The following is a 22,406-nucleotide window of genomic DNA, read 5'->3' on the forward strand; positions in this document are numbered from 1 at the left end:
GTTCGTGACCGGCCTCGTCGTCTTCATCCTGCCGTCGGCCCTGCCGCTGATGGGCTGCTTCGCCTTCGGCAACTTCGTCAAGGAATCGGGCTGCCTGGAGCGTCTGACCAAGACCATGCAGAACGAACTGATGAACCTCGCCACCATCTTCCTGGGTTTGGGCGTGGGCATGCAGATGATGGGCGACAAGTTCCTGAACCTGGAAACGCTGGGCATCCTGCTGCTGGGCGCCCTGGCCTTCGCGCTGGGCACCGCTGGCGGCGTGATCTTCGCCAAGGTGATGAACATCTTCTCGCCGAAGAACCTGATCAACCCGCTGATTGGCTCTGCCGGTGTATCGGCCTTCCCGATGGCCGCGCGCGTATCCAACAAGCTGGGTCTGGAAGCCGATCCGCACAACTTCCTGCTGATGCATGCGCTGGGCGCCAACGTGGCCGGCCAGATTGGCTCGGTGGTGGCTGCAGGTGTGATGCTGGCGATCTTTGGTTACTAAGCAACACGTTCTCGCAACAAAGCAGCGGGTGGTCTTCGGACCGCCCGCTTTTTTGTTGTCAATGCCTTCGTATTGTGTATTGCTCAATGTTTTTATATTGCATTGCAGCAATTGTTTTTTTGTCTCCTGACATGCCAGTGATCCCGTCACGCAATATTTTGTAAAAAATCAATTCATGCAATGGCAAGCCCCGCATCCGTGTGCTACGTTGAAATGGCGAGCGCATTTTTTATAAATGTTTTATGAATATAACTATTTGCTGCGCTGCAATATTTTATGTTTGCTGTTGTTGATTCGTTTTTAATATGGGAGACAATAAATGCAACGAGTGGCTCTGATTACAGGTGGCATGGGCGGACTGGGTGAGGCAATCTGCATCAAGCTCGCCGAGTTGGGCGATAAGGTCATTACGACCCACAGCCCTGGCAACAAGAGCGCCCATGAGTGGCTGCGTCGCATGAATGACATGGGGTACGGCTTCAAGGCATACCCGTGCGATGTCGCTGACTTTGATTCCTGCAAGGCCTGTGTGGAGCAAGTCGTGGCCGAAAATGGCCATGTGGATGTGCTGATCAACAATGCCGGCATTACCCGCGACATGACGTTCAAGAAAATGACCAAAGCCGATTGGGATGCGGTCATTCATACCAACCTGGATTCCGTATTCAACATGACCAAGCAAGTGCTGGATGGCATGGTGGATCGCGGCTGGGGACGTGTGATCAACGTGTCGTCGGTGAACGGTACCAAGGGCGCTTTTGGCCAGACCAACTATTCCGCCGCCAAGGCAGGGATGCACGGCTTCACCAAAGCGCTGGCATTGGAAGTGGCCAAGAAAGGGGTGACGGTGAATACCATTTCGCCGGGCTATATCGGCACCAATATGGTCATGGCCATTCCCGAGGAAGTGCTGGAAACCAAGATCCTGCCGCAAATTCCGCTGGCGCGACTGGGTCGCCCGGAAGAGATTGCGGGCTTGTGCGCCTATCTCGCTTCGGAAGAGGCTGCATTTATCAGCGGGGCCAATATTTCCATCAACGGCGGTCAGCACATGTTCTGATTGTGCCTCCCCGGCAAAAACCCCGGTTTTTCAGCCGGGGTTTTTTTATGCGGCCCTCTTCTGGCCGGAAGTCTTCAGACGTTTGATCTCGAAACGGAATAACTTTCCAATTCCGGCCAATTTCCAGGGGGCGCGCCGGAATATCTGCCAGACCAACCGGCGTGCGGCCTGGTGGTCTCCAATTCGGTACAGGTGGCCGACAAGGCTGTCGTGATAGTGTTGCCAGAGCTGCGGATATCGTTCCAGGAAGCTCTGGTTTTTCTTCACCAGGATGCGATAACTGTCCACGAAGCGCTGGTAGTTTCGTCCCCGGCTCAAACTGGCCCCGGCGTGGAGGTGGATGTTGAGGAGCACTTCGGGAACTGGCATGCCGATATGGCCGGCTGTTTCCAGCCTGAAAAGCAGGTCGAGATCCTCGGCGACGGGCATCGATTCATCGAATCCCCCCACCTGTTCCAGGAGCGTTTTGCGTATCAGCAGCCCGTATGAGGCTGCCAGTTGCGTCAGATAGCGTTTGTTCGTGTCGGCTTCGAGCCAGACTTGATCCCTGCATTCCACCTGTCCATCGCTGTGCCAGAAATGGCGGCGGATGCCGCTCCAGTGCCAGCCGGCTTCCGGGTGTTGCTGGATCAGCGCATGGTGACGTTCCAGAAATTCCGGCCAGTATTCGTCATCGTCATCAAGAAAAGCGATCCATTCGCCGGTTGCCGCGCGAATGCCGGTGTTGCGCGCCGCAGAGGCGCCACGCGGTGTTTCGTGGCGCAGAATCCTGATCCGGTCTTCTGCGAGCGAGGCCAGCCATTCCCTCGTTCCATCGCTGGAGCCATCGTCCACGATGACAAGTTCGAAATCGCGAAACTTCTGACCCAAAACACTGTTGACCGCGCGCTGGAGGAGTTCGGCGCGGTTATGCGTCGGCAGGACAATGCTAAATAAAGACATGGCGACAGGAATCGAAACGTGAGGGATGCATGATAACCTGCATGAGAGGCCAAGCGTTATTCGACAAGAACCTGTTTGCGATCTTGCTGCGAAGCCGTGATCGGGGCTCATGCGCTGCTCAAAATCCTCATGTACTACTTGTACATTCCGGTTTTTGCGCTGCTCTTTACCCCGCTGACGGCCTCTCGCGACAGATCGTGAACGGGTTCTAAGATTCTGAAACTGTTTCCGAAAGACATCCTGAAAACACCCATGACAACCGATCAAGACCGTGCTGCGCTGCAGGCCAGCCTGCACGAAACCGTCAAGGCCCTGCCGCATCTGCCGGGCGTGTACCGCTATCTGGACGCGGCGGGCAACGTGCTGTACGTCGGCAAGGCCATCGATCTCAGAAAGCGTGTCGGCTCGTATTTCCAGAAGACTGACCACAGCCCGCGCATCCGCCTGATGCTGAACCAGGTGGTAAAGATCGAAACCACGGTGGTGCGCTCGGAAGCCGAGGCGCTGCTGCTGGAAAACAACCTGATCAAGGCGCTCGCTCCCCGCTACAACATCCTGTTCCGCGACGACAAGTCCTATCCCTATCTGGTGATTACTGGGCATGACTATCCGCGCCTGGCTTACTATCGGGGCGCGCTGGACCGCAAGAACCAGTATTTCGGGCCGTTCCCCAACGGTTTTGCGGTGAAGGAAAGCATCCAGTTGCTGCAGAAGGTGTTCCGCCTGCGCACTTGCGAGGACACGGTGTTCGCCAATCGCTCGCGGCCGTGCCTGTTGTTCCAGATCAAGCGTTGTTCCGCGCCTTGCACGCACGAGATCAGCGACGAGGATTACCGCCGCGATGTCACGAACGCCGTGCAGTTCTTCAACGGCAAGACCAATGAGTTGCTGGAAGAGCTCGAAGCGCGCATGCAGGCGCTGTCGGCTGAATGGAAGTTCGAGGAGGCTGCCGCGGTGCGCGACCGCATCCAGGCATTGGCGCGGGTACAGGAAAAACAGTTCGTTTCGTCGAACACCAGCGAGCAGGATGTCGACATCATCGCCTGCGTCGAAAGCCCCGCCGGCTTGTGCGTGAACCTGGCGATGGTGCGCGGCGGACGGCATGTCGGCGACAAGAACCTGTTCCCGAGTCACTGCGACGGCTACGAGCCCGCGCAGGCGCTGGAGGCGTTCATCGGTCAGCATTATCTGGAGCGCAGCGTACCGCCGCTGATCCTGTGTTCGCCCGAACCGGACAATGTCGCGATGCTCATGGAAACCTTGAGCGCGCAGGCCGGGCGCAAGGTGTTGCTTAACAGTAACCCGAACGGCCCGCGGCGGGTGTGGCTGGAAATGGCCGCGAAGAATGCCGAACTGGCGCTGGCGCAGCGCGCGTTGCACAGTGCGACGCAGGAGGGTCGACTTGCCGCACTGATCGAAGCGCTGAACCTGCCCGATACCACCCAGCGCATCGAATGCTTTGACATCTCGCACACGATGGGCGAGGCGACCGTGGCCTCGTGCGTGGTGTTCGACCGTGGCGACATGCAACCCAAGGAATATCGGCGCTACAACATCGAAGGCATCACGGCGGGCGACGATTACGCCGCCATGAAGCAGGTACTCGAACGCCGCTATGGCAAGATCGCAGCCGGGGAGGGCGTCGCGCCCGATCTGGTGCTCATAGATGGCGGCAAGGGGCAATTGGCGCAGGCCGAAGCGGTGATGGCGGAGATCGGCCTTGGCGATCCCGCGCTGGTCGGCGTAGCCAAGGGCGAAACGCGCAAAGCCGGGCTGGAGCAATTGATCGTGGCTATAACGGGAAATACGCTACAATTGCCGCGCGATCATCCCGGCCTGCATTTGATCCAGCAGATCCGCGACGAAGCCCACCGTTTCGCCATCACCGGGCACCGTGCACGCCGTGCCAAGGCACGGGTTGCCTCCAGCCTGGAAGACATCGAAGGTGTGGGGCCGAAACGCCGGCAAAAGCTCCTCACGCGCTTCGGCGGCTTGCAGGGCGTGAAGGCGGCCAGCGTGGACGACCTGATGCAGGTGGACGGGATCAGCCGCACACTTGCCGAAACCATTTATGCCGCACTGAGAGGCTGAAGTGCCCTTGAACATACCTATTGTCCTGACCTGGTTCCGCGTGGCGTTGATCCCGGTCTTTACCGTGCTGTTTTACCTGCCGGAAACAACTTTGTCCCTGCAGCACCAGAACGAGATCGGCGCGCTGATCTTTGCCTTGGGCGGCATCACCGACTGGCTCGATGGCTACCTTGCGCGGCGCTGGAACCAGACTTCGAGCTTCGGCGCGTTCCTCGACCCGGTCGCGGACAAGCTGCTGGTCGCGGCGGCGCTGATCCTGCTGGTGGAACTGAACCGTGCGCCGGCCTGGCTGGCAGTCATCATCATGGGGCGCGAGATCACGATTTCTGCATTGCGCGAGTGGATGGCGCAACTGGGCAAGGCCAAGAGCGTGGCCGTGGCCTATATCGGCAAATTGAAAACCGCCGCCCAGATGGTCGCGATTTTCCTGCTCCTCTGGCAGGGGCCGCTGTTGTTCATGGCGGGCAAGCAGACGCAGTGGTTGGGAACGGTGGCGCTGTATGTGGCCGGTATTCTGACGATCGTTTCGATGTTCTATTACCTGCGGGTCGCCGCTCACCAATTCCGCGAGTGACAGGCGGCTGCGCCTGCGCATTTTGCAGTCACGCGGTGCTCGGAATCCTCATGTACTCCATGTACATTCCGGTTCCTGTGCTCCGGGTTCCCGCAAACTGCTTTGGCTCGCTCGCCTGTCAGTGACTTTGTCGATTTCGCCTTGCCGTGCTGTCTGCACTGTCTGCGGCTTGTCTTCGCGTCACTGACAATTTCCAAATGGAATGACAGGCGGCTGCGCCTGCGCATTTTGCAGTCACGCGGTGCTCGGAATCCTCATGTACGCCATGTACATTCCGGTTCCTGTGCATTTTTGTCGTCATACCGGCGCAGGCCGGTATCCAGTTGCAGGGTGCGCATGTGTTGCGCACGCGGGCATGACGTTTGACCGGGATGGTGCGCATGGCGCCCCCTACCTTGCTTGCGGATAACGACCGTGTTCCCATCCCATCCCGGCCTGAGGGCCATCGCCGCTTACTACCTGTTCTATTACGGGTTCGTGGGCGTTTTTTCGCCGTACTGGGGCCCGTATCTGCGGGCGCTGGGTGTGTCGATGGCAATGATCGGGCTGATGACTTCCCTGCCGCAGATCAACCGTATCTATGCCCCTGCGCTCTGGGGCTGGCTGGCGGACCGCACTGGCCGCCGCAGCGCCATCCTGCGCCTGGCCGGCCTGGGCAGCCTCGCCGGTTTCTCCACGCTGCTGTTTACCCAGGATGCGGATTGGATGTTTGCCGCCATCCTGATCGCCAGTTTCTTCTGGAGCGCAGCCCTGCCGCAGGTCGAAGCCACGACCATGAGCATTCTCAAGGGCGATAGCGGCGGGTATGCGCGGCTGCGGATCTGGGGGTCGGTCGGTTTCATTCTCGCCACGCTGGCGGGGGGCTATTTCGTCGATCACTGGGGCGTGCAAGCCTTGCCCGCGCTCGTGGTGGGCATCATGGCCGGAGTCGCCATTCTGGCCTGGTTCGTGCCGGATGCGGGAGCAAGCCGCAAGCAAGAAGGCAGCGCCGGTTTGCGCGAGATTCTGTATCGCCGCGAAGTGATGGCGCTGCTGGGCGGTTGTCTCCTGATCGGCGCGGCGCACGGGCTGTTGATGGGGTTCTACTCGATCCATCTCGACGAACATCATGTCGCCAAGCGCGCGATGGGCTGGCTGTGGTCGCTCGGGGTGGTCGCCGAGATCGGCTTGTTCTGGTGCATGACGCACCTGACCGGGCGCTTCCGCTTGCGTTCGCTTTACCTCTTTGCCATGTCGGTCGCGGTGGTGCGTTACCTGATGATCGGCTGGGGCGCAGACTGGATGACGGTGCTGGTCGCGGCGCAATTACTGCATGCCTTCACGTTTGCCGTGCATCATGCGGTATCGATTGCCTATGTTCACCGCTTCTTTGGCGCGGCGCATCGCACGCAGGGGCAGGCGCTGTACATCGTTTTCACCTTCGGCATCGGCGGCAGCCTGGGAACGCTCCTGACCGGCTGGTTCTGGAACGATCTGGGCGGCAACTGGATGTTCACCATGGCGTCACTGGTTTCGCTGCTGGCGCTGGTGATTTGTTGGCGCTGGCTGAAAGACACCGCCGAAGCGCTTTCAGCGTAAAATCTTTGTCTGACATTCAACTCAACGACACAAGCACGGAAAAACCATGATCATTGTAATGAAGCACGGCGCGACCGAAGCCGAGATTCAGGCCGTCGTCGACAAGATCCGCGCGGCGGGCCATAAGGAGCACGTTTCGCGCGGCGCGGAGCTGACCATCATCGGTGCGATTGGCGACGAATCCAGGCTCGACCCTGAATACTTCGAGATGATGCAGGGCGTTGAGCGCGCCACCCACATCGTCAAGCAATACCGCATCGTTTCGCGCGATACCCATCCGCAAGGCACGATTGTCAATATCCGCGGCATTCCTCTGGGTGGCGAGCAAATCCAGGTGATTGCCGGCCCGTGTTCGGTCGAAACCCAGGAGCAGATGGACCTGGCCGCCGAAGGCGTCGTGGCGGCCGGCTGCCGCATGATGCGCGGCGGCGCGTTCAAGCCGCGTACCAGCCCGTATGCCTTCCAGGGGCTGGGCGTGGAAGGGTTGGAAATCTTCCAGAAGGCGGCCCGCAAGCACAACCTGCCCATCGTCACCGAGCTCATGGATGTGCGCATGCTCGATACTTTCATGGAGCACGATGTCGACGTGATCCAGATCGGCGCGCGCAACATGCAGAATTTCGACCTCCTGAAGGAAGTCGGGCGCGTCAACAAGCCGGTGATCCTCAAGCGCGGTCTATCCGCCACGATCAGCGAATGGCTGATGTCCGCCGAATATATCGCCGCGGGCGGGAATCACGACATCATCTTCTGCGAGCGCGGCATCCGCACCTATGAAACCGCGTACCGCAACGTGCTCGACATCACCGCGATTCCGGTGCTCAAACGCGAAACCCACCTGCCGGTGATCGTCGACCCGTCGCATGCCGGCGGCAAGGCGTGGATGGTGCCGGCGCTGGCCCAAGCCGCCGTGGCGGCAGGCGCAGATGGTCTGATGATCGAAATGCATCCGAATCCCTGCGAAGCCTGGTGCGATGCCGACCAAGCGCTCAAGCCGCAGGAACTCAAGCAGCTCATGGACACCTTGTCCGTGATCGCCAAGGCCGTGGGGCGCACGCTTTGAGCGCCTCTGTTGCCCCGTTGCGCAAGCTGGTCCTGCTGGGAACCGGCCTGATCGCCGGTTCCTTTGCGCTCGCGCTGCGCCGTGCCGGCCTGGTTGCGCAGATCGTGGGCGTGGATTGTTGCGAGGGCAACCTGCAGCGTGCGTTGGCGCGCTCGGTCATCGACGTGGCGAGCCTGAATGCGGCCGCGGCGGTGCAGGGCGCCGATCTGGTCTTCCTGGGCGCGCCGGTCGGGCAGATGGGCAAGCTGATGCAGGCCATTGCGCCGCATCTGACCGCAGATTGCATCGTGACCGATGCGGGCTCGACCAAGCAGGATGTCTGCGAACTCTATCGCACGCATCTGGCCGGGCATCTCGCGCAGTGCGTTCCGGCTCATCCGATTGCCGGTTCTGCGCAATCCGGCGCGGCAGCGGCCAGCGATGATCTGTACCAAGGCCGCCGGCTGGTGCTGACTCCGTTGCCGGAATCCAGTCACGTAGCCGTCGAACGGGTGCGGGCGCTGTGGCAAGCCTGCGGCGCCGAGGTTTGCACCATGACGGCAGCCGAGCACGACGGCATCTTCGCCGCGATCAGCCACACCCCGCAATTGCTGGCCTACGCCTACATGAACGCCGTGCTCGACAACCCCGATGCCGCGCGTTGCCTGGATTTCGCCGCGACGGGTTTTCGCGACTTCACGCGCATCGCCGGGTCGAATCCGGACATGTGGCGCGACATCGCGCTCGCCAACCGCTGCGCAATCCTGACCGAACTCAAGCAAAGCGCCGCGCGCATCGACGAGCTGATCGCACTGGTCGAATCCGCAGACGGGCCGGGAATGCGCGCCTTCTTCGAGCGAGCAAGTGTGGCGCGCAATGCGTGGAACATGAAATAAATCCGAAAAACATTTGAACCACAGAGGCACAGAGAACACTGAGAAACCCATGCTTCAATATGCTGAACTTGTTTATCGAGTGAATTTCAGGCTGTTGTATTCGGGTTTTCTCCCCTTCTCCGTGATGCTGTGGTGAGACTTATCTTAATGAATGCAAACAACACTATTCCCGTGATCGCCATCGATGGGCCGTCCGCTTCCGGCAAGGGTACGGTCGCACAACGTGTGGCTCAGCAGCTTGGTTTCCATTACCTCGATTCCGGTGCGCTCTACCGTCTGACCGCGCTGGCGGCGCAAAAACAGGGCGTGGACTGGAGCGACGAATCGTCAGTCACACGGCTGGCCGCAGCGCTGGATGTGGTATTTGAAGGCGAAACCATCCTGCTGGCCGGCGAGGACGTCAGCCAATCCATTCGTACCGAAGAAATGGGCTACGGCGCTTCGAAGGTCGCGGCATTGCCCGCCGTGCGCGATGCCCTGCTGCAACGGCAGCGCGATTTTGCGCGTGCACCGGGGCTGGTTGCTGACGGGCGCGACATGGGCGCGGTGGTGTTCCCGTCGGCCCCGCTCAAGATCTTCCTGACCGCAACCGCCGCTGTGCGCGCCGAACGCCGCTACAAGCAACTGCTTGGGCGCGGCGAAGCCGCCGACTTGGCTGCGATCACCGCCGATCTCGAAGCGCGCGACGAGCGCGATCGCGCGCGCGCCGTGGCCCCGCTGATGCAGTTGCCCGATGCGCTGCTGCTGGAAACCTCGAACCTCAACATTGAACAGGCCGTGGCGCAGGTACTGGCCTGGTGGCGCGAGCGGGCCGGATGACCTCCGACGACCGCGCCCGTGCCCTGATCGAAGCACGGCAGGCCCGCCCCACGGCGGCGCGCCTGCAGGTGCTGCGCGCGCTGCTCGATGCCGGGCGCCCGCTTTCGCATCAGGAAGTGCAGCAATCGCTGGAGCTGGACCGCGTCACGCTCTACCGCGTACTCGACTGGCTGGCCGATACCGGCATCGCCCACCGCATCAACGCCGCTGACCGCATCACCCGCTTTTCCGTCTCCAGCGCGCCGCATTGCCATGCGCATTTCCAGTGCGAGCAGTGCGGGCGCATCTTCTGCCTGCCCGAAGGCGCTCCGATCCTGCCCGGCCCGTTGCCGGAAGGGTTCGTGTTGCGCGAGATCGAAATGACGGTGAAGGGGGTGTGTGCGGATTGCGCGCACCAAGGTTAAGTTAAGCGCCTGCCGGCGCGTCTGATTGAATGCCGGGAGTTCGCCCCGGCGGCCGAGTTTCTTTTCTTGTCTCGCCAAGAAAAGAAACCAAAAGAAGGCGACCCCGCCCTGCGGCCCTCCGGGCTGCCCTCGGTCGGTCGCGAGCCTGGGTCTCGCTCCGCTTCCTCGGCGCCGGCAAGGGGAGGGAAGGCCTGCTACCTTTGCCGGCGATTGAGCTCGTAGCCTGGATTGGCCGTGCAACGGCGTAATCCGGGTCGCCGCAGGCGATGATGGTGAGGGCGAATAGCGAAGCGTATTCGCCCGACCAAAGCATGCATGCGATTACGCTTCGCCAATCACACCTGCACGGTCTTAACGTGCCGGCGGAGCCCCGTTGGGCGGTGGGCCGGACGGTCGTGTGAATCCCTTGCCTTGCATGCAGGTATCCATGGCGGAGCGGTCCGGGCGGCCGCTGCTGTCTTTCTTGGCACTGCTGGCGCAAGCCGAAAGCGCGGCTTCCAGACTGCTGTTGCTGCCGGATGCCGGGGCAGAAGCATTGGGCGCAGCCATGGCCGCGGAGGCAAGGCAGGAAGCAGCCAGCAAGCTGATCCGAAGTAAGGTGTGGCGGGTAAACATGGCAACCTCGTTGGGTTAAACAGGTCTTCCCAGTTTCGGGAGGCCGATCCAGCCGGTCAACGTGGTTTACCCCGGTTAACGAGGTTTTACTCAGGCAATGCTGTTGTCAACGATGGGGCGCAAACCGGCTGGCTACACGCCATGGGTTTGAGATAGCTGCCGTTCCACGACCGCAGGCAGTTTTTTGGGCGACTTGATTCGCATTTGCTTGTTGACGTTGTATCGACCAAATACCACCTTGATCTCTGCACTTGTCACGCCAAATTCCTCAGCCAGAAATCGAACCATGTGATCGGTTGCCCGGCCCCGTACCGGTGCTTCGGTCACGCTGATGCAGAGTTGATGGCCCTTGGGGTTGCCGATGGCATCCTGTTTGGCATTGGGCGTGCCGAGAATGTTGAGAACCAGCGTGTCACCATCCCAGGCGCAGAAGGAATCAATGGCCAAACCTTTAGGGGGGGCGGAAGAGGCCGGTGTTTTTTTGCGTTTCATGGAAATGGTCATTGTTCGGTTCAAACGACGGAGCGGGTGGAAGTCGCTTCGCTCCGATCACGCCTTGCGGGGCGATTTAGAGCCTGTTTCAGTAGGCAAGCGAGCCAAAGCAGGTGGCAGGAGGACGGTGCGCAGGAACCGGAATGTACATGGGAGTACATGAGGATTTCGAGCGCCGCTGCCTAATGAAATAGGTTCTTACTGGTTGCCCTGCATCCCTGTCACCAACATCCCCACGTTATGTCGATACATCTTGAGATAGGTGTTGGCTGCTCCGTCGCGCGACAGTGCGTCCGAATACAGCCGCCCGCCGGCGCGGGTGCCGGTGTCGCGGGCGATCTGTTCGACGAGTTTCGGGTTGCTGATGTTTTCCATGAACACGGCGCGGATGCCGGTTTTCTTCATTTGCTGGATCAGTCTGGCAACATCGCGGGCGCTGGCTTCGGCTTCGGTGGAAACACCCTGCGGTGCCAGCAGTTTGATGCCGAGGCGCTGGCCTAGATAGCCGAAAGCATCGTGCGAGGTCAGTACCACGCGTTTGCTCTGGGGGATGGTGGCAACCTGCTGGTTGGCCCATTCGAGCAACTGGTCGAGTTCGCGGTTGTAGTTTGCGGCGCGGGTCTGGTAGTAGGCGCGGCCTTCCGGGTCGGCAGCGCTGAGTGCGTCGCGGATGTTCTGCACCATCTGCTTGACGCGAACCGGGTCTTGCCAGACGTGCGGGTCGTGACCGTGGCGATGCCCATGCCCGTGATTGGCTTCGCGCGCCGCAATGCCCTGCGAGACAGTGACGATCTGGCCGCGGTATTTGCTGGCCTGTTGCAGGCGTTTTTGCCAACCCTCGAAGCCCAGTCCGTTGACGAACAGCAGTCTGGTCCGGGTGAGCCTCTGGATGTCAGCCGGCGTGGGCTGGTAGACGTGAGCATCCTGATCGGGGCCGACCAGCGTGGTGAGCTCGATGCGCTCCCCGCCGACGTTCTGCACGATGTCGCCGAGGATGCTGAAACTGGCAGCAACCGGCAGCGGCTTGGCTTGCACGAGTGCGCTTGCCAGTGCGGCAAAAACAGAAAAGCACAAGAGTGTCTTCTTCATCATGTCGGGATTCCTTGATAAATCAATTTTTGCGGTGACGACGCGCGCGCCAGCGGCCATGCCAGCCGTGTGGCGCGAACAAGAGGGAAAGCAGGTAGCACAGGCCAGCGAAGAGCACGATGGCGGGGCCGGAGGGCAGGCCGAGATGGTAGGAAAGCATCAGCCCGCTCAGTGCCGACAGCAGTCCGCAGCCCCAGGCTGCGAGGATCATCCCGGGCAGCGTGCCGGCCCAGAGGCGGCTGGTGGCTGCGGGCAGCATCATCAGGCCGACGGCCATCAGCGTGCCCATGGCCTGGAAGCCGGCGACGAGGTTGAGCACGGTCAGCGCGACGAATCCCAGGTGGTAGCGCGAACCGCGCTTGCCGCAGCTTTGCAGGTAAAACGGGTCGGCGCATTCGAGTACCAGCCCGCGGTAGTTGAAGGCGAGCCAGAGCAGCGTGAGGCTGGCGATACCGGAGACCATCAGCATCGAGAGGTCGTCCACGGCCAGCACCGAACCGAACAGGAGGTGGATGAGATCGACGCTGTTGCCCCATTGCGAAACCAGCAAAACACCCAATGCCAGTGCGACCAGATAGAACCCTGCGAAGTTGGCATCCTCGCTGAGATCGGTGAAACGGCTTGCGAGCCCTGCCAGCAGCGCGACCAGCAGCCCCGCTGCGATGCCGCCGCCGGCGAGCCAGGGCAGGGCAAAGCCGCCGAAGATGAAGCCGACGGCGGCGCCGGGCAGGACGGCATGGGAGAGCGCATCGCCCATCAGGCTCATGCGGCGCATGATCAGCAGCACGCCGATGGGTGCGCAGCCGGCCGACAGTGCAATACAGGCGGCAAGCGCGCGGCGCATGAAGGCGAAATCGGAAAAGGGTGAAATCAGGAATTCGTAAAGGGTCATGGTACGGCGCACCATTCGGCTTCGTTGTGCCAGTGTTCGATGAGTTTTTGCGCGCGTTCCAGGTTGTCTGCTTGCAGGGCTTCATCGCTCGGCCCCCAAGCGACGACTTCACGCGCCAGCAGCAACGCTTGCGGAAAGTGTGCACGCGCTACGCCCAGATCGTGAACGACTGTCACGAGCGTCTTGCCGGCGGCATGCCATTCGGCCAGTACTTCGATCAGGATGCCGGCGGTGCGGCTGTCCACGCTGTTGAAGGGTTCGTCGAGCAGCATGATCGGCGTGTCCTGAACAATCAGGCGGGCAAAGCGCACGCGCTGCATCTGGCCGCCGGACAGGGTGGCGACTGAGCGGGCGGCGAAATCGGCCAGCCCCATGCGCTCCAGCGCAGCCAGGGCGCGTGCGCTGGCGGTGGCATCGAGTTGCCCCGCGTTGCCGGCGCGCAGCCAGTGGCCGGACAGCGCCAGCTCGGCGACGGTCAGCGGAAAATGGCGGTCGATCTCGGCGAGTTGCGGAAGATAGCCGATTGCTTCGTTGGCGACGATCTTGCCGGTGGCCGGCAGCAGGCCGGCAATAGCCTTGAGCAGCGTGCTTTTCCCCGCGCCGTTGGGGCCGACGATGGCGGTATGGCTGCCGCGCTCGAACCGGCCGCTGATGTGGTGGATCGCCGGGCGCTGTTGGTAGCAGACTGTGAGGTTGGAAAGTTGGATCATCCGGAAAACCCCGATTGGCCGCGTTCGAAAGTGGTGCTTCGCTTTTCTGTTCTGCTCGTCATAATCCCGTTGCACCAGCTCCCTCTCCCACGAAGGGAGAGGGTTGGGGTGAGGGTGAATGACGTTGAGCGCAAGAATCGATCCCCACCCCGCCCTCCCCCTGAAAAGGGGAGGAGGCATGTCTGTGTGCACCGCCTATCCTGAATTCCGTTTCCCGGATGCTCATTTTTGTGTCTTCGGTGTGAGCGATTCAAAGTCATGCCAGCGCCCATAGGGTCAGCAACCAGATGGCAGCGAGCAGCGGCAGCATCAGCAATACGCGTTGCCAGGCAGAGAAGGAAAAGAGGCGGGCGGCCAGACTGGAGCTTGGGTTCATGTTCTTGAGGTTAATTCTCAAATGCAACCAAGTTGCATTATAGGCGCAGCGTCGGATGTGTTGGATGTGAATTGTTTGCCACTCGTCAAAATTATGGCTAACTGCTTGAAGAAAAAAAGGGAACTTATTAGAATCCCGAGATTGTCGTTCGCCGGCTTATTTTCCGGTGGATGTTTCAATGGTGCCGGCGCAGTGCAAAGCAGTGTCGGCAGATTATCAACTAACCCCCTTGTGCCCGCTTGGGGATATGTATGGATTTTCCATCAAATGACTAACGAAACCATGAGCTCCATGGAGAGCTTTGCCAGCCTGTTCGAAGAAAGCCTCACCCGCCAGGAAATGCGCGCCGGTGAAGTGATTACCGCTGAAGTCGTCGGTGTCGATGCCAACTTCGTGATCGTGAACGCTGGCCTTAAATCCGAATCCCTGATTCCGGTTGAAGAATTCAAGAACGACGCCGGCCAGCTCGACGTCAAGGTTGGCGACTTCGTCACCGTCGCTATCGACAGCCTGGAAAACGGCTACGGCGAAACCAAGCTCTCCCGCGAAAAGGCCAAGCGCCTCGCCGCCTGGATCGAGCTCGAAGATGCGCTGGAAAAGGGTGCCATCCTGAATGGCGTGATCTCTGGCAAGGTCAAGGGTGGCCTGACCGTCATGGTGAACGGCCTGCGTGCCTTCCTGCCGGGCTCCCTTGTCGACATCCGCCCGATCAAGGACACCACGCCTTTCGAAGGCAAGCAAGTCGACTTCAAGGTTATCAAGCTCGACCGCAAGCGCAACAACGTTGTGGTTTCCCGTCGCGCCGTGCTGGAAGAAAGCCTGGGCGAAGAGCGTCAGAAGCTGATGGACGTGCTGAAGGAAGGCGCTGTCATCAAGGGTATCGTCAAGAACATCACCGATTACGGTGCGTTCGTTGACCTCGGCGGTATCGACGGCCTGCTGCACATCACCGATCTGGCATGGCGCCGCGTCAAGCACCCGTCCGAAGTTCTGGCCGTGGGCGACGAAGTCGAAGCCAAGGTGCTCAAGTTCGATCAAGAGAAGAACCGCGTTTCCCTGGGTCTCAAGCAGCTCGGCGAAGATCCGTGGGTTGGCCTCTCCCGTCGTTACCCGCAAGGTACCCGTCTGTTCGGCAAGGTGACCAACCTGACCGACTACGGTGCATTCGTTGAAATTGAACAAGGCATCGAAGGTCTGGTTCACGTTTCCGAAATGGACTGGACCAACAAGAACGTTCATCCGTCCAAGGTTGTCCAGCTCGGCGACGAAGTCGAAGTCATGATCCTCGATATCGACGAAGAAAAGCGTCGTATCAGCCTGGGCATGAAGCAGTGTGCTGCCAATCCGTGGGATGAGTTCGCTCAAAACCACAAGAAGGGCGACAAGCTGCGCGGCGCGATCAAGTCGATCACCGACTTCGGCGTGTTCGTGGGTCTGCCGGGTGGCATCGACGGTCTGGTTCACCTCTCCGACCTGTCCTGGAACGTGACTGGCGAAGAAGCCGTTCGCAACTTCAAGAAGGGCGACGAAGTGGATGCCGTGGTTCTGTCCATCGACGTCGAGAAGGAACGCATCAGCCTCGGTATCAAGCAACTGGAAGGCGATCCGTTCAACAACTTCGTGGCTGGCAGCGACAAGGGTTCTATCGTCAAGGGTACCGTCAAGTCCCTGGATGCCAAGGGCGCTGTTGTTACCCTGTCCGATGAAGTTGAAGGCTACCTGCGTTCGACCGAAGTCTCCCGCGACCGCGTGGAAGACATCCGCTCCGTGCTGAAGGAAGGCGACGAAGTCGAAGCCATGATCATCAACGTTGATCGCAAGAACCGCTCGATCAACCTGTCGATCAAGGCCAAGGATCTGGGCGAAGAGAAGGACGCAATGAGCAAGCTGGCTGCTGAAAGCAATGCCGGCACCACCAATCTGGGTGCGCTGCTCAAGGCCAAGCTCGCCGGTGGCGAATAATTCGCCACGGGTGCGAGCATGACCAAGTCGGAACTCATTGCAAAACTCACCGAGCGCTATCCGCAGCTCGTGGGGAAAGATGCAGAGTTGGCTGTTAAAACCATTCTCGACGGGATGGCCCGGAGTCTTTCTCAAGGGCAGCGCATCGAGATCCGTGGTTTTGGCAGCTTCGACCTGAACTACCGTCCGCCGCGCCAGGGGCGCAACCCTAAATCCGGCGCCAAGGTTTTGGTTCCGGAGAAGTATGTGCCCCACTTCAAGGCGGGCAAGGAACTGCGTGAAATGGTCGATGGCGAAACCGCCTGAAGCCAATCAAGCTGCTTCCCGATCCAGCGGGCGATGTCGCAAGACATCGCCCGTTTTTTCGTCTGGCAGCCAGTCGCGCAGGTTTGCGTGATGCCGAACTGGCAGGTCTGTGTGACGGACTGCTAAAGCCGGCTTGGCGCTTTTCCGCTACAATGAGCGGCAAATCATTGCCGGTGCTGCCATGCGCTATCTTCGACCCCTGTTCTGGTTGCTCAAGTTTGCCCTGTTTGCCGTGCTGTTCGGCTTTGCCATGCATAACGCTGATCCGGTCAAGCTGCACTTCTTTCTCGGTTATGCCTGGAACCTGCCGTTGCATGTGCTGTTGCTGATCTTCTTCGTGCTGGGCGCTGCATTCGGGCTCTTGGCCTGCATTGCACGCATGGCACGCCTGCGGCGTGAACTGGTCAAGCTGCGGCGCGAGATTCGTAACCGCACACCGGCACCCCGTCCGGTCAATCCGGAAACCCCGCGCGACGCTATTTGAGTAATTCCCCATGACAGAAATCCAGTACTGGTGGCTGCTGGCCCTGCCGGCATTTTTCGGCTTGGGCTGGCTTGCCGCCCGCATCGACATCAAGCACGTTCTTTCCGAGGCACGTTCCCTGCCGGCGGCCTACTTCAAGGGTGTCAACCATTTGCTGCACGGCGAAACCAACCGCGCGGTGGATGTCTACGTCGAGATCGCCAAGCATCACGTAGAAACGGTCGAACTGCAGTTCACGCTGGGCATGTTGTTCCGTCGGCGCGGCGAACTGGAGCGCGCGATCCGGATGCACCAGAAGCTGCTCGCGCGCCGCGATCTGGATGCCAACCAGAAACAGTCTGCACAACTTGAACTTGCAATTGACTTCATGAAGGCCGGTCTTTTTGATCGGGCCGAAGCGCTGCTGCATGATCTCGCCGATACCCCCTATGCCCGGCAGGCTCGCGTGGAATTGTTGGCGATCTACCAGCAGGAGCACGAGTGGAACAAAGCGATTGAGGTTGCGCAGCAGTTGCGCGATGAAAGCCACACCTACCAGCATGAAATTTCCCAGTTCAACTGCGAACTGGCCGCGCAGGCGATCACGCGCGGCAAGGTTGACGAAGCGCGCCAGTACCTCGAACGCGCCTTGGGCGAGCATCGCCAGTGCGCGCGCGCCAAGCTGATGCAAGGCGAGATGGCGCTGGAAGCGGGCGATGTCGAAGCCGCAATCGAATGCTGGCTGTCGATGGAAAAACAGGACGTGCATTACCTGGCATTGGTTGCGCGGCAGATGATGGCCGGCTATGACAAGCTGGGCAAGGGTGAGGAGGGCGATGCCTTGCTCAAGCGCCTGCTGCGCCAGCATCCCGAGCTTGATGTCGTTGACGTGGTCTACGAGCGTCTGACCGCGCGTCAGGGTGTGAAAGCGGCCTACGAGTTTGTGCGCGAGCGCTTGCGCGAGCACCCGACCATGCCGGGCTTGAGGAAAGTGCTTGAAGCGCATCTTTTGGTTGCGCCCGACGAGCAGAAGCCCGAGCTGGAAATCATCATCCGTTTGCTGAACGAAAATACCCGCGAGCATTCCATGTATTACTGCAGCGAGTGCGGCTTCAAGACCCGCCAGTATTTCTGGCATTGCCCGGCCTGCAACGACTGGGAAACCTATCCGCCGGTGCGCGGCAAGCAAAGCCGTTAGTGGTCTGCCCTGATTTCAAGGAGATTCCAATGAAACCCGATCCGCGCGTCATCGTTGCGCTCGACTATGCCGCCGCCGCGCCGGCGCTTGAATTCGCTTCCCGCGTGACCCCCGATTTGTGCCGTCTCAAGGTGGGCAAGGAGCTGTTCGTCAGCGCCGGCCCGCAACTGGTAGAGAAACTGGCCGGGCAAGGCTTCGATGTCTTTCTCGATCTCAAGTTCCACGACATTCCCAACACGGTCGCGCAAGCCTGCAAGGCCGCCGCGCAACTGGGCGTGTGGATGGTGAACGTACACGCGAGTGGCGGTCGCCGCATGATGGAAACCACGCGCGAAGCGCTGGAAGCGCTGCCGCAACGTCCGCTCCTTATCGCCGTAACCGTGCTGACCAGCATGGGCGCTGATGATCTTGCTGAGCTCGGTTTGCCGGAGCCTGCCGTACAGGTCGAGCGCCTGGCTCGCCTGACCAAAGACAGCGGCCTCGACGGCGTGGTGTGCTCGGCGCAGGAAGCCAGCCTGCTCAAGGCCGCTTGCGGACGGGATTTCAAGCTCGTGACCCCCGGCATCCGCCCGGCCACGGCGAGCCTTGACGATCAGAACCGCGTCATGACGCCGGAAGCCGCGATGGCTGCCGGTTCGGATTACCTCGTGATCGGCCGTCCGATTACGCAGAGCACCGATCCTGTGGCGACCTTGAAGGCGATCAACGCCTCCATCGGATGCTGATCATGTCGGCAGCCGTCCTGCGCCAACGCCTTGCCTCCTCCCGCGTGCTGGTGGTCGGCGACGTCATGCTCGACCGCTACTGGTTCGGTGAAGTCGAGCGCATTTCTCCGGAAGCGCCGGTGCCGGTCGCGCGCATCCGCCGCAGCGAGGAACGCGCCGGTGGTGCGGCCAACGTCGCGCGTAATATCGCCGCGCTTGGTGGCCAGGCGAAATTGCTGGCCGTGGTGGGCGACGACGAAGCCGGTCATGCGCTGGAAAAGCTGCTGCAGGCAGATAGCGTGCAGACTTCGCTACACCGCGATGCCGGGATTGCCACGACCGTCAAGCTGCGCGTGCTGGCGCGCCAGCAACAACTGCTGCGCATCGATTTCGAAAATGAACCCAGTCATGAAGTGCTGGCCGCCAAGCTCGACGAATTCCGCGCATCGCTCGAGCAGACCGATGTGGTGATCCTTTCAGATTATGGCAAGGGCGGTCTTCAGCATGTGCGGTTGATGATCGATGCCGCGCGCGCTGCCGGCAAGCCGGTGCTGGTCGATCCCAAGGGTGACGAATACGAGCGCTACCGCGGCGCCACGCTGATGACACCCAACCGCAGCGAATTCCGCGAAGTGGCCGGGCGCTGGCGCGACGAGGACGAACTCGCCGCCAAGGCGCAAGCGCTGCGCGAATCGCTCGCGCTCGATGCGCTGATGGTTACTCGCAGCGAGGAAGGAATGACGCTGTTCCGCGCCGAAGGCGTGGTGCACAAGCCCACCGTGGCGCGCGAGGTCTACGATGTTTCCGGTGCCGGCGATACCGTGATCGCCACGCTCGGGCTGATGCTCGCCGCCGGGCTGGAATTGCCCGAAGCCATGGAATGGTCCAACCGCGCTGCGGGGATTGTCGTCGGCAAGTTGGGGACGGCCGTGGTGCATCCGGAAGAGCTGTTCTCCTAACGCTAAGCCGTTGGCCTCATGTAGGCTTTTGGCTTAGGATTTTGCTCGCAGGCTTGAACTGTTGGAGCAATGTCCCGTCCTGCGGTGTACTACTTCCCAGCGCCCGCGCGCGCAATTGCCCGCAGCCGCCGTCGATGTCCTGCCCCGCCGAATCGCGCAGCCGCACCAGAATGCCGTGCTGGTGCAACAACCCCGCCAGTCTTGCCACCCGCTCCGGCGAAGGGCGGTTGAAACCGGAGCCTTCCACGCGGTTGAACGGAATGAAATTCATGATCGCGTATTTCCCGGACAAAAGGCGGATGATGTTTTCCGCTTCCTCGTCACTGTCGTTCACGCCATCCAGCAAGGTCCACTGATACTGCACCGGGTAGGCCGTGGCGCGTGCGTATTGTTCGGCCAGTTCGACCAACTCTTCCGGTGCGATGCGCGGCGCGCGCGGCAGGAGTTGTTCGCGCAGCTCGGCGCGCGTGGTGTGCAGCGACAAGGCAAGCGCCGGCTTGACCCGCCCCAGCGGCAGGCGCTCGAACACGCGCCGGTCGCCGACGGTGGAGAGCACCAGATTCTTGTGGCCGATCACGTTTTCCGAACCGAGCAGGTCAATGGCTTCCAGCACGTTGTCGAGGTTGTGCGCCGGCTCGCCCATACCCATGAAAACGACTTTCTTCACCGGGCGCAGGGCGCGTGCCAGAACCACCTGCGCCACGATTTCCGCGCTGCCCAGTTGGCGCAGCAGCCCGTCGCGGCCGGTCATGCAGAACGCGCAACCCACGGCACAGCCCACCTGGCTTGAAACGCACACGCCATCCCGTGGCAGCAGCACACTTTCCACGCACTGACCATCGGCCAGTTCCACCAACAGACGCGCCGAACCATCCTCGCCGGGGTGCTCCGAGCGCACGCGAACCAGACCCGCCAGATCGGCCGCCAAGCCGGGCAGGATTGCGCGAATTTCCTTGGGGAAGAAATTTTCCGCGCTGCGCCGGCGCGGGCCGCTGTCGAGCGGGAGCGATTGCAGCCAGGCGCGCAGGATGCGCTCTTCGTGGCAGGGCAGGGCGTGGCCGGCGCGCAGGCGCTGGCGGATGTCTTGGATTCGCATAGGTGGCGCGGAATATAGCATCGGCGCGGGGTTGGGGGTAGGGGCGTTCGCTTTGTACGATTGGACGATCTACACTTGAAAGGTTGATTCAAGCACAGGGAGAAAGCGCACCATGAAACAAAACACCCCCCCATCTTTCTTGGCTGGGCTGCTGATCGCGGCCAGTTTGTTCATGGGCATTCCGCTCCAGAGCAGCGCCGCAGGCGCAGCCAAGTCGCCGAGCCTGGCGCGACTGGATGCCGATGCGTCCCGGCTCGACAGCGACATGATGGCGCTTCACACAAGGCTGCAGGACATCCACAAGACACTCTGGCTGACCAAAACATTGCTTGCCGTTCCAGGCAATCTGGCCAGCGATCTGAAAAAGCTGGAAGCCGAATTGAAATTGCTTGATGGCATGCTCGATACGGCGCAAGCCATCCCGCAAACCAGGGAAGATGCCAAAAAAGCCAAGCAGGAAGTCGATGCTGCACTCAAGGAAGTTTCGGCGGCCCGAGCCAAAGCCGAGGAGGTTGAACAGCGTGTGGAGCCGTTCCGGGCGCGCCTGGATACTGCCGACAACCGGATCCAGAAAGTGGATACCAACGCCGAGCGTTTCAGGGTGGCCGTGGTGCATCCGATGCCGACCTATACCGGCGTTGCGCAAACCTGCGTCAACTATGCCGAGCAGAGCAGAATGCAGTGCATGCAAAGGACGGCCGACAACAAGGCCGATACGCTGGACCGCGGCGTGGTACAGCTCGACGAGATCGTCAGGCTGGCTCTGACGGATGTTCCCGATCTCGTTTCCCTGAAAAAGCTTGAAGCGGATTTCGAGGCGCTCGATTCGATCAGAAACAAAGTTGAAGCGCTCCTCAAAAAGACCCATGCGATGCTGGATGCGCTGAAAGAGCTCGACGGTCTGATGGGGCATCATTTCCATGTGTCTTTCCCCTATCCCGACCCCACCTGGAAAAACCCGGCCAGAATCTCGCACTATGAAATCAAGGTGAGCATGCGCACCATCCTGAATGGCAGCAAGGCCATCGAAGACGAAATAGAGCGAACCCTGAGCAAATCGCTCTGGAAAGCCGCCAAGCTGTTCGGCGTGGGCAAGCTGGTCGATTCGTTGAAGCACCAGGCCGAAAGCGAATTGAATGCCATCAAGAACAAGCTGCATCTCAACCAGAGCCTGCGTATCCCCGAGCTTGCGCGGATCGACGGATTTTTCGGCAATATCACCGCAGACATCGCAAGATTCTCGGCCGATTTCGGGATGAATCTGCCCGATATCTCGCTGGATGCGCCGTCCTTCAATTACCGCGGGCAGCGCATTGATCTGAACGCCATCAGGAACCTGATGAACGAGCTTGCCCCGCATGGCATTTCCGGCCCGGCTGCCAGCCTGTGCGCAGGTGTTTCGTATGGCTGTACCGCGTCGGCTGCCCCGTCATCCCGCCCGTCTGCGGCAACGCCGGTCCATGCACCGACCGTGACTCCGCACACAACAACAAACCACGGGACAACCCCGAGCCCGCAGCCCGTGCATACCTCCCCCAAGCATACGGAGTGGCCTTTCAAGCGGTAAACGTGGTCAGGGGCGGTTCACTTTCTGCAAAGTGGAACGCCCCTGGTAGTCAGTCACACAGGTTTGCGTGGATGTGGT

The 22,406-nt window shown here is 60.7% G+C and carries 23 protein-coding genes; 16 read left to right on the forward strand and 7 right to left on the reverse strand.

Annotated elements, in window-relative coordinates; translation table 11 throughout:
• Together BMZ36_RS00005 and phbB are read left to right on the forward strand one after the other, a co-directional pair.
• The coding region (locus BMZ36_RS00005) for a sodium ion-translocating decarboxylase subunit beta (RefSeq protein WP_143085925.1) at positions 1-493 on the forward strand (493 nt) is incomplete at its 5' end.
• 319 nt (positions 494-812) lie between these two features.
• Positions 813-1,553 (forward strand): acetoacetyl-CoA reductase, encoded by a 741-nt coding sequence (phbB, locus tag BMZ36_RS00010; protein ID WP_091189360.1) that lies wholly within the window; start codon positions 813-815, stop codon positions 1,551-1,553.
• A 45-nt stretch (positions 1,554-1,598) separates the two neighbouring features.
• Here phbB and BMZ36_RS00015 read toward each other — a convergent pair whose 3' ends face one another.
• Positions 1,599-2,495, reverse strand: coding sequence for a glycosyltransferase family 2 protein (locus BMZ36_RS00015; protein WP_177187705.1), 897 nt, complete (start codon positions 2,493-2,495; stop codon positions 1,599-1,601).
• 252 nt (positions 2,496-2,747) lie between these two features.
• Between BMZ36_RS00015 and uvrC the strand changes: the two genes are divergently transcribed.
• From uvrC to BMZ36_RS00050, 7 genes are all read left to right on the forward strand, one after another.
• On the forward strand, positions 2,748-4,586 hold the full coding sequence (uvrC, locus tag BMZ36_RS00020; RefSeq protein WP_091189366.1) for an excinuclease ABC subunit UvrC: 1,839 nt from the start codon (positions 2,748-2,750) through the stop codon (positions 4,584-4,586).
• 1 nt (position 4,587) lies between these two features.
• Entirely contained in the window at positions 4,588-5,160 is a 573-nt protein-coding gene (gene pgsA / locus BMZ36_RS00025) for a CDP-diacylglycerol--glycerol-3-phosphate 3-phosphatidyltransferase (protein ID WP_091189369.1), read from the forward strand.
• 414 nt (positions 5,161-5,574) lie between these two features.
• Positions 5,575-6,738 carry an MFS transporter gene (locus BMZ36_RS00030; protein ID WP_177187706.1) on the forward strand — a complete coding sequence of 388 codons (1,164 nt, stop codon included), beginning with the start codon at positions 5,575-5,577 and terminating at the stop codon, positions 6,736-6,738.
• A 46-nt stretch (positions 6,739-6,784) separates the two neighbouring features.
• On the forward strand, positions 6,785-7,801 hold the full coding sequence (gene aroF, locus BMZ36_RS00035) for a 3-deoxy-7-phosphoheptulonate synthase (protein ID WP_091189377.1): 1,017 nt from the start codon (positions 6,785-6,787) through the stop codon (positions 7,799-7,801).
• On the forward strand, positions 7,798-8,676 hold the full coding sequence (locus BMZ36_RS00040; RefSeq protein WP_091189380.1) for a prephenate dehydrogenase: 879 nt from the start codon (positions 7,798-7,800) through the stop codon (positions 8,674-8,676). The genes aroF and BMZ36_RS00040 overlap by 4 nt, the downstream gene beginning before the upstream one ends.
• Positions 8,677-8,823: 147 nt before the next feature.
• A complete protein-coding gene (gene cmk, locus BMZ36_RS00045; protein ID WP_091189383.1) occupies positions 8,824-9,495 on the forward strand; it encodes a (d)CMP kinase in 672 nt (223 codons plus the stop codon).
• Positions 9,492-9,899 (forward strand): Fur family transcriptional regulator, encoded by a 408-nt coding sequence (locus tag BMZ36_RS00050; protein ID WP_091189386.1) that lies wholly within the window; start codon positions 9,492-9,494, stop codon positions 9,897-9,899. The genes cmk and BMZ36_RS00050 overlap by 4 nt, the downstream gene beginning before the upstream one ends.
• Before the next feature lie 351 nt (positions 9,900-10,250).
• Here the strand turns inward: BMZ36_RS00050 and BMZ36_RS14220 are convergent, their stop codons facing one another.
• The 5 genes from BMZ36_RS14220 to BMZ36_RS00075 form a co-directional block, all read right to left on the reverse strand.
• Positions 10,251-10,514: a hypothetical protein gene (locus BMZ36_RS14220; RefSeq protein WP_143085926.1), complete on the reverse strand. Its 264-nt coding sequence runs from the start codon at positions 10,512-10,514 to the stop codon at positions 10,251-10,253.
• A 132-nt stretch (positions 10,515-10,646) separates the two neighbouring features.
• Complete coding sequence (locus tag BMZ36_RS00060) at positions 10,647-11,006, reverse strand: DUF167 domain-containing protein (RefSeq protein WP_091189946.1); 360 nt, start codon at positions 11,004-11,006, stop codon at positions 10,647-10,649.
• A 198-nt stretch (positions 11,007-11,204) separates the two neighbouring features.
• A complete protein-coding gene (locus tag BMZ36_RS00065; protein WP_245747733.1) occupies positions 11,205-12,098 on the reverse strand; it encodes a metal ABC transporter substrate-binding protein in 894 nt (297 codons plus the stop codon).
• Between the two features lie 19 nt (positions 12,099-12,117).
• The gene (locus BMZ36_RS00070; protein ID WP_091189392.1) at positions 12,118-12,987 is read right to left on the reverse strand and encodes a metal ABC transporter permease; all 870 of its coding nucleotides are present in this window, start codon (positions 12,985-12,987) and stop codon (positions 12,118-12,120) included.
• On the reverse strand, positions 12,984-13,697 hold the full coding sequence (locus tag BMZ36_RS00075) for a metal ABC transporter ATP-binding protein (protein ID WP_091189395.1): 714 nt from the start codon (positions 13,695-13,697) through the stop codon (positions 12,984-12,986). Before BMZ36_RS00075 ends, BMZ36_RS00070 begins: the two co-directional genes overlap by 4 nt.
• Before the next feature lie 643 nt (positions 13,698-14,340).
• Between BMZ36_RS00075 and rpsA the strand changes: the two genes are divergently transcribed.
• The 6 genes from rpsA to rfaE1 all read left to right on the forward strand — a co-directional run bounded on the left by rpsA (position 14,341) and on the right by rfaE1 (position 19,665).
• Complete coding sequence (rpsA, locus tag BMZ36_RS00080; protein WP_091189397.1) at positions 14,341-16,035, forward strand: 30S ribosomal protein S1; 1,695 nt, start codon at positions 14,341-14,343, stop codon at positions 16,033-16,035.
• Between the two features lie 18 nt (positions 16,036-16,053).
• On the forward strand, positions 16,054-16,341 hold the full coding sequence (locus tag BMZ36_RS00085) for an integration host factor subunit beta (protein ID WP_091189399.1): 288 nt from the start codon (positions 16,054-16,056) through the stop codon (positions 16,339-16,341).
• 181 nt (positions 16,342-16,522) lie between these two features.
• On the forward strand, positions 16,523-16,825 hold the full coding sequence (locus BMZ36_RS00090) for a LapA family protein (protein WP_091189949.1): 303 nt from the start codon (positions 16,523-16,525) through the stop codon (positions 16,823-16,825).
• A 10-nt stretch (positions 16,826-16,835) separates the two neighbouring features.
• Complete coding sequence (gene lapB, locus BMZ36_RS00095) at positions 16,836-18,002, forward strand: lipopolysaccharide assembly protein LapB (RefSeq protein ID WP_091189401.1); 1,167 nt, start codon at positions 16,836-16,838, stop codon at positions 18,000-18,002.
• Between the two features lie 29 nt (positions 18,003-18,031).
• A complete protein-coding gene (pyrF, locus tag BMZ36_RS00100; RefSeq protein ID WP_091189403.1) occupies positions 18,032-18,727 on the forward strand; it encodes an orotidine-5'-phosphate decarboxylase in 696 nt (231 codons plus the stop codon).
• 2 nt (positions 18,728-18,729) lie between these two features.
• Positions 18,730-19,665 (forward strand): D-glycero-beta-D-manno-heptose-7-phosphate kinase, encoded by a 936-nt coding sequence (gene rfaE1 / locus BMZ36_RS00105; RefSeq protein ID WP_091189952.1) that lies wholly within the window; start codon positions 18,730-18,732, stop codon positions 19,663-19,665.
• A 16-nt stretch (positions 19,666-19,681) separates the two neighbouring features.
• Here rfaE1 and BMZ36_RS00110 read toward each other — a convergent pair whose 3' ends face one another.
• The gene (locus BMZ36_RS00110; RefSeq protein WP_091189408.1) at positions 19,682-20,761 is read right to left on the reverse strand and encodes an RNA methyltransferase; all 1,080 of its coding nucleotides are present in this window, start codon (positions 20,759-20,761) and stop codon (positions 19,682-19,684) included.
• A 112-nt stretch (positions 20,762-20,873) separates the two neighbouring features.
• Between BMZ36_RS00110 and BMZ36_RS00115 the strand changes: the two genes are divergently transcribed.
• Complete coding sequence (locus tag BMZ36_RS00115; protein WP_091189410.1) at positions 20,874-22,328, forward strand: coiled-coil domain-containing protein; 1,455 nt, start codon at positions 20,874-20,876, stop codon at positions 22,326-22,328.
• Positions 22,329-22,406 lie beyond the last annotated feature (78 nt).

Source organism: Formivibrio citricus, from assembly GCF_900115065.1.
Taxonomy (GTDB): Bacteria; Pseudomonadota; Gammaproteobacteria; order Burkholderiales; family Chitinibacteraceae; genus Formivibrio; species Formivibrio citricus.